The sequence below is a fragment of the Mumia sp. genome, from assembly GCF_028803055.1.
Classification (GTDB): Bacteria; Actinomycetota; Actinomycetes; order Propionibacteriales; family Nocardioidaceae; genus Mumia.
Window position 1 is genome coordinate 1 of the sequence record NZ_JARBCJ010000143.1, and the last position, 9018, is coordinate 9018.

The window sequence follows — 9018 nt, forward strand, 5'->3', positions numbered from 1 at the left end:
GACGACGGCGGCACCCTGTTCTCGTGGGAGGAGCGCGTCAGGGTGCCCGGCGGCGCGGTCGCCGGGGTGGTCTGGCGACTGGCCTCCCCGGTCCTTCGCATCTCATACGGGATCGCGCTCGGCCGGCTGCGCCGCAGGCTCGAGTCACGCCACGCCGGCTGAGCCCTCCGCCACCCGTACGGCTCGTTCCAGCAGGTCGGGGGCGTCGTACGGGAGCCACACGATGCGCGGGTCCTTGCGGAACCACGAGTCCTGCTTCCGCGCGAACTTGCGTGTCCCACGGACGGTCGCCTCGCGTGCCTCGTCCTCGGTCATCGTGCCGTCGAGGTAGGCCAGCACCTGCGAGTAGCCGAGCGCACGGCTCGCCGTCCGTCCCTCGCGCAGTCCGCGCTCGGTGAGCGACCGCACCTCCTCGACGAGGCCGTCCTCCCACATGCGGTCGACCCGTCGGGCGATCCGGTCGTCGAGCACGTCGCGCGGCACATCGATCCCGATGAGTCGGAGGTCGTCGTAGAACGCCGTGTGGGCGGGCAGCGACGCGGCGAACGGCCGTCCGGTGATCTCCACGACCTCGAGCGCTCGGACGATCCGGCGTCCGTTGGACGCGAGGATCGATCGCGCCGCCTCAGGGTCGACCCCCGCGAGACGCCGGTGCATCGCCTCCGGCCCCTGGGTCTGCAGCTCCTCCTCGAGACGTGCCCGGACGCCCTCGTCGGTCCCGGGGAACTCGAACGCATCGACGACGGCGCGCACGTACAGCGCCGAGCCGCCGACGAGCACCGCCACGCCGCCGCGTGCCCGGACGTCCTCGATCGCCTCGCGCGCCCAGGTCTGGAACTCCGCGACCGTCGCCGGTGCCGTCACGTCGAGGACGTCGAGAAGGTGGTGCGGGACGCCGCCGCGCTCGGCGGCGGGGAGCTTCGCCGTACCGACGTCCATGCCGCGATAGACCTGGTAGGCATCGACGTTGACGATCTCGCCGCCGATGCGCTGCGCCAGCGCGACGGCGAGATCGGACTTCCCGGCGGCGGTCGGCCCCACGACGGCGACCACTGGAGAGCTCACGGCGACCATTCTGACGTAGATTCGAGAGTGTCCAGCACCCAGTACGCACCGACCCATGACAGGGAGAGATCGGCATGAGCACGTTCGACGAGGCCTTCGAGAGGTTCAAGGACTCCAGCGCGGACCTGGCCCGCGAGATGAAGGAGCGGGCGAGCATCCTCGTCACCGAGAACGGCGACACGATCGACAGCGCGCTCGAGAAGGTGCGGGACATGGCCAAGGACCTGACCAAGGGCACGTACGACGACAAGATCGACAAGGCCCACGCCGCCGCGAAGGAGCAGATCCACAAGCTGGACAAGGGCCAGGACCCCGACGGCCCCTCTGCCGTGGGGTGACCTGCGGCCTCGCGGCCTCCTCACGACGAGCGAGAGATGCACGTTCGACAACCGGGTGTTCTGATGGGGTAAATGTCCCAGTTTGTTCCTGCTTGATCCGGTCTTTGACTGGATGGGATCTCGGGGCAGGCATCGAAGTCGGGGGTTCACTCGCATGTTTCGACGAATGATCACGTACGCTGCCGCGGCCGGCCTCGTCGCCGCCTCGGTAGTCTTCATACCTTCCATCACGCAGGCACAAGAAGACCTGCCGTGGATGAACACGAGTCTCACACCGGAGCGGCGGGCCGACCTGCTGATCGGCGCGATGACCCTGGACCAGAAGCTTCAGCAGATCTACAACCAGCCGTTCTACAACGAGGACCTGGATCCGGACGGGGATCCCGAAGACAGCCCCGCGGACCGGAACGACTGCAACTTCACCATCATCGGCCGTCACATCGAGGGCATCCCGTCGCTCGACATCCCGACCTTCCGGCAGGCCAACGGCGGCACGGGCATCCGAGGCGGCGACTGCCTCCCCGAGCCGACTGCAACGGCACTCCCCGCCCAGGTCTCGTCTGCGGCGACGTTCAACCGCGACCTCATGGGCGACTGGGGCAACGTGCTCGACGTCGAGCTCGAGGCGTGGGCCGACCAGGTCCTGTGGGGACCTGGCATGAACATGATCCGCACCCCGTACGGCGGGCGGAACAACGAGTACTTCAGCGAGGATCCGTACCTCACCGGCGTGATGTCGAGTGAGATCATCAAGGGGATCCAGGCCCGCGGCGTCAGCCAGGCCACGGCGAAGCACTTCGTCGCCAACGACTCGGAGTACCAGTTCGAGCGCTGGACGTCGGCCAACCGGGTGCCCTCTCGTGCCCTGCACGAGATCTATCTGCTGCCGTTCGAGATGGCCGTCAAGGACGCCGACGTGTCGTCCGTGATGTGCGCCTATCCGGACCTGAACTACACCTACAACTGCAGCAGCTCACCGCTCCTTCAGCAGACGCTGCGTCAGCGCTGGGGCTTCGACGGCTACGTCTTCTCCGACCGGCGCGCTCAGCAGAGCACTCTGGACGCGCTCAGGGCCGGCGTGGACGTCGAGCTCGACGAGTCGCCCGAGTGGTACAAGCCGGAGATCCTCAAGCAGTACATCAACTCGGGTGTGATCACCGAGGCAGACATCGACGGCCTGCTGCGTCCTCGCTACATCAAGATGTTCGAGTTCGGCAACTTCGACAACCCGTTGACGTCGTTCCAGTGGGACAAGATCGATCCGCTCATGGCGCCGACCGGTGCCCACGCCAAGGTCGCCAAGCAGGCAGGCGCCGAGGGACTCGTCCTTCTCCGCAACCAGAAGAACATCCTGCCTCTCAACGCCGGTGCGGTGGAGTCGATCGCCGTGATCGGTCCGCAGTGGTTCGCCCGCGAGGCCTCGCTGCCGCCGCGCAGCGGCAACCGGTCCCAGAACATCACGGTCAACGAGCCGTTCCAGGTGACACCCGTCCAGGGTCTGCAGAACGTGCTCGACAGCAAGAACTCCGACGCCACGGTGACCCTCAACACGGGGACCAACATCGCCAGCGCGGAGAGGGCGGCCCGCAACGCCGACGTCACCATCCTCATGGTCGGTGACGTGGCGCGAGAGACCTGGGACAAGAACGCCTACTGGCCCGAGGAGAACCCGAACAGCACCGCCGCGGGCGCGCCGAACGAGACTCCGAACCTCGATCTGCCGACGATCACCGGCACCAACCAGCAGGAGCTCATCCCGCGGGTCCTGGCTGCCAACCCGAACACGATCGTCGTCATGAAGACGCAGGGCCAGGTCAACATGCCGTGGATCGACGACGTCGACACGATGGTGCAGGCGTGGTATCCGGGCGAGTGGGACGGCCAGGTCGTCGCCGACGCCCTGTTCGGCGACACGAACTTCTCCGGCAAGCTGCCGCTCACGATCGGGAAGACCGACCACGAGGCCGCCTACGAGACCACGGAGCAGTACAACGGCTTCGAGGAGAACACGGGCACACCCGGCGGCTACGGGCGCGACCCGCAGTGCATCGATCCGGCGGAGCAGCCGCCGTGCACCGTCTCGGGACCGAAACCGCAACGCGTCGTCCGCTACACCGAAGGCCTCAAGATGGGCTACCGGTGGTACCAGGCGACCGGGACCGAGCCGTACTTCCCGTTCGGATACGGACTCTCCTACACGACCTTCGACTACAAGGACCTGAAGGTCACCGAGGTGGGAGGCGGCAACGGACACACCGCGCTGAGGGCCGACTTCACGGTCACCAACACCGGCAAGCGTGCCGGCAAGGAGGTCCCGCAGGTCTACCTCACGCTTCCGCGGCAGTCGGGCGAGCCGTCGAAGCGGCTCGTGGGGTTCGACAAGATCGACCTCGCTGCCGGCCAGAGCAAGAAGGTGTCGGTGCTGATCGACTCCAACGCCTCCAACCACCCGTTCTCCTACTTCGTCCCGGACGACGCGGACGATCTGAGGAAGTGGGCGGACGGAGAGTGGGCGACGGCAGACGGTAACTACACCGTCCACGTGGGCCGCTCGTCGGCCGACACACCGCTGCAGAAGACGCTCAACGTCAACTTCAGCAACCGCCGTCCGACGGCCCAGAACGTCACGGGCGTGAAGGTGAGGCAGGGACGCTCGGTCATCATCAACCTGAGGGCGAGCGATCCGGACGGGGACGCACTGTCCTACACCTACTCGGACCTGAAGGGGAACACCGTGACACCGATCGGCAACGGCTCGGCGGTCCGGTTCACACCCAAGCGCGGGTTCACAGGTAAGACGTCCTTCCGCTACACGGTCAACGACGGTCACGGCGGCGAGGCCTCAGCACAAGTCTTCGTGACGGTGACACCGGCACCGAAGACCGCCTCGAGGATCACCGCCCTGAAGGTCAAGCCGAAGCGAGTGACGACCGCCACTCGGGCGAGGGTCTCGTTCCGGGTCGTGTCAGGCGGAAAGGCCGCGCGCGGCAAGTACGTGATCAAGCGAGGCAAGCGGGTCGTCGGACGCGGCACTCTCAACGCCCGAGGCCGGGCCAACAAGCGGATCAAGCGGCTCGCGGCCGGTAGGAAGCGGATCACGGTGACCTACCGGGGCTCGTCGACCGCCAAGCGCGCCAGCAAGTCGAAGACGATCCGGGTCTACAGGAGGAGGTAGGAGGGCCGGACGACAGCAGGACGGAGCCCCTGGCGCTGCGGCGCCGGGGGCTCCGTGCGTGCCGGGCCGGCACCCGCAGCCCTGGCTACCCGCGCCAGATGGCGACCCAGTAGGCGACACCGTAGGGCGAACCGTCGTAGGTCAGCTGCGCCGCGATCTCGTCACCACCATCCACCCGCACCGTCGCAGCCAGAGCCCGAAAAGCCGGGACACCGCTCGCCCACAGGTCGGCCGCGAGGGCGGGATCGAGCGCGGCGAGGGCGTCGAGGTCGGCGCTGGCCAGCGCCGTACCGATCACCGCGTCGAACGCCAGAGCACGGACGTCGACGTATCCCGGCGCGGTCTTGTCGCGCTTCGCGCTTCCGTCGGCGAGGACCACCAGGGCCGTACGTCCGTTGCCGGGGAGATCGACCGCCTCGCCGCTGGTCTCGGCGAAGACACGCGGGACGGTCGTGCCGACGGCGTCGAGGAGCCATGCGCCCAGCGGGAGCGCCGACCCGGGCCGCACGCCGGCGCCTGTGCCGGTGGCGTCGCTCGAGCGCTCCCCGTACCCATACGGCGTGAAGTCCGCCGCCACGTCGTCGAAGCGGGCGTCGGCCGGTCCCGGCGCGAGCACGAGGACACGGTCGGCGTCGGAGGTGACCTCTCGGACCGCGTCGATCGCGTACGACCGCAGGGTCTCCAGCTCCCCCGCCGCACCCGCGGCGATCTCGGGCACGAGAAGTGGGGTCTGCGGGACCACGGCGACGGAGACGGGCACGCTCCCGAGGCTAACCTCCTCGTCAGCGGCGCGGCCTAGAGTGCTCGGCATGAGCCATGCCCTGGTCCCTGCCTCCTACGTCCTGATGCTGCGCGGCCCGATCGGTGACGAGGAGATCCTGCTCCAGCTGCGGCAGAACACCGGCTACCGCGACGGGCACTGGGCTCTGATCGCGGGCCACGTCGATGCAGACGAGTCGGCCAGGACGGCGGCGCAGCGCGAGGCGTACGAGGAGGTCGGCGTCTCGATCCCGCCCGATGCGCTCGAGCCGCTGACCACGCTCCACCGGTGGGTGCAGGGCGGTCCCGCGCTCGAGCAGCGGGTCGACTTCTTCTGGATCGCCCGCCGCTGGGACGGCGACCCGCGCATCGCCGAGACCGACAAGGCCGTCGACCAGCGATGGTTCAGCCTGCGCGACCTGCCCCAGCCGGGTGTCGTGCACGAGGAGGTCGTGATCGAGGCCTACCTGCGCGGCGACGTCCCTCCGATCATGACGCTGACCTCCCATGTGACGCGCTGACCTCCGCCCTTGCTGAGATCCTGGATACCTGAGATCACCCACCACACCGTCGTCCGGGAGGACCCATGGGACTGCTCGACAAGTTCACGAAGAACGCCCGCCTGAGGGGCAAGGCCAAGAACCTGCTCAACGAGCACGGCGACAAGATCGACAAGGGGATCGACAAGGCCGCCGACCTCGCCCGCGGCAAGGCCGGGAGCAAGCACGGCGACAAGATCGACAAGGGCGCTGACGCGCTCAAGGACGGCCTCGACAAGCTCGACGGCGACCCGACCAACCGGAGGCGGCCGGGCGATCCACGGCCCTGACGGCGCCGTCGGTAGCGCGGCGTCAGGAGGCGCAGGCGGGGCCGTCGGCGACCGGCAGGGGGGCGGGTGCGCCGATCGAGGGCATCCCGAGCCCGACGCCGACCGGTGTCGGCGTGTTGCGGGCCGCCCAGGCGTCGCCGGCGGGCGTACGCCGCACCGCGAGCGGGGCGCCGTCGGCCATCAGGTGGTGGGGAGCCGCGCTGGTGATCACGGTCGTGACCATGTCGCCCGGCCGCACGTCGACACCGTCCGGCCGCGCGAAGTGCACCAGCCGGTTGTCCCGAGCCCGACCCGTGAGCCGGCGAGTCGCCTCGTCCTTCTTGCCGCCCTTGCCGGCACTCGTGTCGGCGACGAGCAGCTCGACGGTCGACCCGACGAGCGCGGTGTTCTCCTGCCACGAGATGTCGTTGACGAGCGCGACGAGGCGGTCGTACCGGTCCTGGACGACCGCCTTCGGCAGCTGCTCGTCCATGGTCGCGGCCGGCGTGCCGGGCCGCGGGGAGTACTGGAAGGTGTACGCCGACGTGAACCGCGCCTGGCGCGCGACGTCCATGGTCTCGAGAAAGTCCTCCTCGGTCTCACCGGGGAAGCCGATGATGATGTCGGTCGTGATCGCGGCGTCCGGCATCGCGGCGCGCACGCGGTCGATGATGCCGAGGTAGCGGTCCTTGCGGTAGGAGCGGCGCATCGCCTTGAGGACACGGTCCGACCCGGACTGCAACGGCATGTGGAGCTGCGGCATCACGTTGTGCGTCTCGGCCATGGCTGCGATGACGTCGTCGGAGAAGGCGGCCGGGTGCGGCGAGGTGAACCGCACTCGCTCCAGGCCCTCGATCTCCCCGCAGGCCCGCAGCAGCTTGCCGAACGCGAGCTTGTCACCGAACTCGACGCCGTACGAGTTCACGTTCTGACCCAGGAGGGTCACCTCGACCACGCCGTCGGCGACGAGCGCCTCGATCTCGGCGAGGATCTCGCCGGGGCGGCGGTCCTTCTCCTTGCCGCGCAGGCTGGGGACGATGCAGAACGTGCAGGTGTTGTTGCACCCGACGCTGATCGAGACCCAGGCGGCGAACGCCGACTCGCGCTTGGTCGGGAGCGTCGACGGGAAGACCTCGAGCGACTCGAGGATCTCCACCTGGCTCTCCTCCTGCACTCGGGCGCGGTCGAGCAGCGCCGGCAGGGAGCCGATGTTGTGGGTGCCGAAGACGACGTCGACGTACGGCGCCCGCCGGGTGATCGTGTCGCGGTCCTTCTGGGCCAGGCAGCCGCCCACCGCGATCTGCATGCCCGGGTTCTCACGTTTGATGCTCGCGATGTGACCGAGCGAGCCGTACAGGCGGTTGTCGGCGTTCTCCCGGACGGCGCAGGTGTTGAACACGACCACGTCTGCGGGCTTGGCCGCACCCTCGGGTGCCGCGGCATATCCGGCGTCCTCGAGCAGCCCCGACAGGCGCTCGGAGTCGTGCACGTTCATCTGGCACCCGTAGGTGCGCACTTCGTACGTCTTCGTCATAGCCCTCCCAGAGTACGGGGGCAGCACGGCCGTGGCTCGGGTCACCCACCCGGGGCAGAACGGCCGCGAGGGCCGTCCAGCGCGGTCACGTTCTCACAACAACCTGCCGTCCCGAGTCACGCCGGTTTGGTGCATACCCGTACGGGCACCTACGTTGTCCCACATGTCCGATGACTCGTACGACTCGGTCACGCCTGCGCCGACGGGCTCGACCAGCTCGACCGCGACGGCCGCCCACATGGTCGCCATGGACGACGTTCAGAAGTGGTTCGGGGACCTCCACGTCCTCAAGGACATCAATCTCCGCGTGAAGCCGGGCGAGGTCGTCGTCGTCATCGGGCCGTCCGGCTCGGGCAAGTCCACGCTCTGCCGCGCGATCAACCGCCTCGAGCCCATCGACGAGGGCACGATCGCCATCGACGGCGAGGTGCTGCCCGCGGAGGGGCGCAAGCTCGCCCAGCTGCGCGCCGATGTCGGCATGGTCTTCCAGTCGTTCAACCTGTTCGCGCACAAGACCGTCCTCGAGAACGTGATGCTCGGACCGGTGAAGGTTCGCAAGAAGTCCAAGGGCGACGCCGAGAAGCGCGCCATGGAGCTCCTCACGCGTGTGGGCGTGGAGTCGCAGGCCAACAAGTACCCCGCCCAGCTATCCGGCGGCCAGCAGCAGCGCGTCGCGATCGCCCGCGCCCTGGCCATGGACCCCAAGGTCATGCTCTTCGACGAGCCGACCTCCGCGCTGGACCCCGAGATGATCAAGGAAGTCCTCGACACCATGGTCACGCTCGCCAAGGGCGGCATGACGATGATCGTCGTCACGCACGAGATGGGCTTCGCCCGGACGGCCGCCGACCGCGTCGTCTTCATGGCTGACGGGCAGATCCTCGAGGAGGAGACTCCCCAGGAGTTCTTCGACAACCCGCAGACGGACCGTGCCAAGGATTTCCTCGCCAAGATCCTCAAGCACTGACCCTCTCGTACTCCATCGTCAGAACCGAACGGCACGCTCCATCAGAACCGAAGGCGGAGCCGCATCCGCGGCGCTCGTGAAGTCAAAGGGAGATTCAATGAAGATCCGTAGGACCAAGTTCGCCGTCATCGCGGCGGCAGCAGCCCTCGCGCTCGCCGGCTGTGGCGACGCCGGCAACGATGACAGCGACAGCGGCGACGGCGGCGGCTTCAGCCCCGAGGTCGTCAAGGACGCGTCGTTCGACGCGGGTAGCCGCACGCAGGAGATCGCCGACGCCGGCACGGTCAAGATCGGCGTCAAGTTCGATCAGCCGGGCATCGGTTTCAAGTCCGCCACGTCCGACACGCCGGTCGGCTTCGACCCGAACATGGG

At 68.3% G+C, this 9018-nt stretch carries 8 protein-coding genes and 1 pseudogene; 6 read left to right on the top strand and 3 right to left on the bottom strand.

Annotation, left to right across the window (positions count from 1 at the left end; translation table 11 throughout):
- Positions 1-144 precede the first annotated feature (144 nt).
- Positions 145-1074, bottom strand: a complete 930-nt coding sequence (gene miaA, locus PV363_RS13200; RefSeq protein WP_220341396.1) for a tRNA (adenosine(37)-N6)-dimethylallyltransferase MiaA — start codon at positions 1072-1074, stop codon at positions 145-147.
- 65 nt (positions 1075-1139) lie between these two features.
- Between miaA and PV363_RS13205 the strand changes: the two genes are divergently transcribed.
- Together PV363_RS13205 and PV363_RS13210 are read left to right on the top strand one after the other, a co-directional pair.
- The gene (locus PV363_RS13205) at positions 1140-1403 is read left to right on the top strand and encodes an antitoxin (RefSeq protein ID WP_220341395.1); all 264 of its coding nucleotides are present in this window, start codon (positions 1140-1142) and stop codon (positions 1401-1403) included.
- A 166-nt stretch (positions 1404-1569) separates the two neighbouring features.
- Positions 1570-4578 (top strand): glycoside hydrolase family 3 C-terminal domain-containing protein, encoded by a 3009-nt coding sequence (locus tag PV363_RS13210; protein ID WP_301022549.1) that lies wholly within the window; start codon positions 1570-1572, stop codon positions 4576-4578.
- Between the two features lie 85 nt (positions 4579-4663).
- Here PV363_RS13210 and PV363_RS13215 read toward each other — a convergent pair whose 3' ends face one another.
- Complete coding sequence (locus PV363_RS13215; protein WP_301022550.1) at positions 4664-5338, bottom strand: hypothetical protein; 675 nt, start codon at positions 5336-5338, stop codon at positions 4664-4666.
- 49 nt (positions 5339-5387) lie between these two features.
- On the opposite strand from PV363_RS13215, the gene PV363_RS13220 reads away from it, so the two are divergent.
- Both PV363_RS13220 and PV363_RS13225 read left to right on the top strand, forming a co-directional pair.
- Positions 5388-5858: an NUDIX domain-containing protein gene (locus PV363_RS13220; protein WP_301022551.1), complete on the top strand. Its 471-nt coding sequence runs from the start codon at positions 5388-5390 to the stop codon at positions 5856-5858.
- Positions 5859-5923: 65 nt separating this feature from the next.
- On the top strand, positions 5924-6166 hold the full coding sequence (locus PV363_RS13225) for an antitoxin (RefSeq protein WP_220341391.1): 243 nt from the start codon (positions 5924-5926) through the stop codon (positions 6164-6166).
- Between the two features lie 22 nt (positions 6167-6188).
- Here the strand turns inward: PV363_RS13225 and miaB are convergent, their stop codons facing one another.
- Positions 6189-7679: a tRNA (N6-isopentenyl adenosine(37)-C2)-methylthiotransferase MiaB gene (gene miaB, locus PV363_RS13230; protein WP_301022552.1), complete on the bottom strand. Its 1491-nt coding sequence runs from the start codon at positions 7677-7679 to the stop codon at positions 6189-6191.
- Between the two features lie 238 nt (positions 7680-7917).
- Between miaB and PV363_RS13235 the strand changes: the two genes are divergently transcribed.
- Together PV363_RS13235 and PV363_RS13240 are read left to right on the top strand one after the other, a co-directional pair.
- Positions 7918-8646: an amino acid ABC transporter ATP-binding protein gene (locus tag PV363_RS13235; RefSeq protein WP_220342474.1), complete on the top strand. Its 729-nt coding sequence runs from the start codon at positions 7918-7920 to the stop codon at positions 8644-8646.
- 97 nt (positions 8647-8743) lie between these two features.
- Positions 8744-9018 (top strand): annotated as a pseudogene (locus PV363_RS13240) (hypothetical protein); the annotation flags it as partial.

Excerpts from the sequence above, each read along its gene's own strand:
- miaA (WP_220341396.1), bottom strand. The coding sequence starts at position 1,074 with ATGGTCGCCGTGAGCTCTCCAGTGGTCGCCGTCGTGGGGCCGACCGCC.
- PV363_RS13205 (WP_220341395.1), top strand. The coding sequence starts at position 1,140 with ATGAGCACGTTCGACGAGGCCTTCGAGAGGTTCAAGGACTCCAGCGCG.
- PV363_RS13210 (WP_301022549.1), top strand. The coding sequence starts at position 1,570 with ATGATCACGTACGCTGCCGCGGCCGGCCTCGTCGCCGCCTCGGTAGTC.
- PV363_RS13220 (WP_301022551.1), top strand. The coding sequence starts at position 5,388 with ATGAGCCATGCCCTGGTCCCTGCCTCCTACGTCCTGATGCTGCGCGGC.
- PV363_RS13225 (WP_220341391.1), top strand. The coding sequence starts at position 5,924 with ATGGGACTGCTCGACAAGTTCACGAAGAACGCCCGCCTGAGGGGCAAG.
- miaB (WP_301022552.1), bottom strand. The coding sequence starts at position 7,679 with ATGACGAAGACGTACGAAGTGCGCACCTACGGGTGCCAGATGAACGTG.
- PV363_RS13235 (WP_220342474.1), top strand. The coding sequence starts at position 7,918 with ATGGTCGCCATGGACGACGTTCAGAAGTGGTTCGGGGACCTCCACGTC.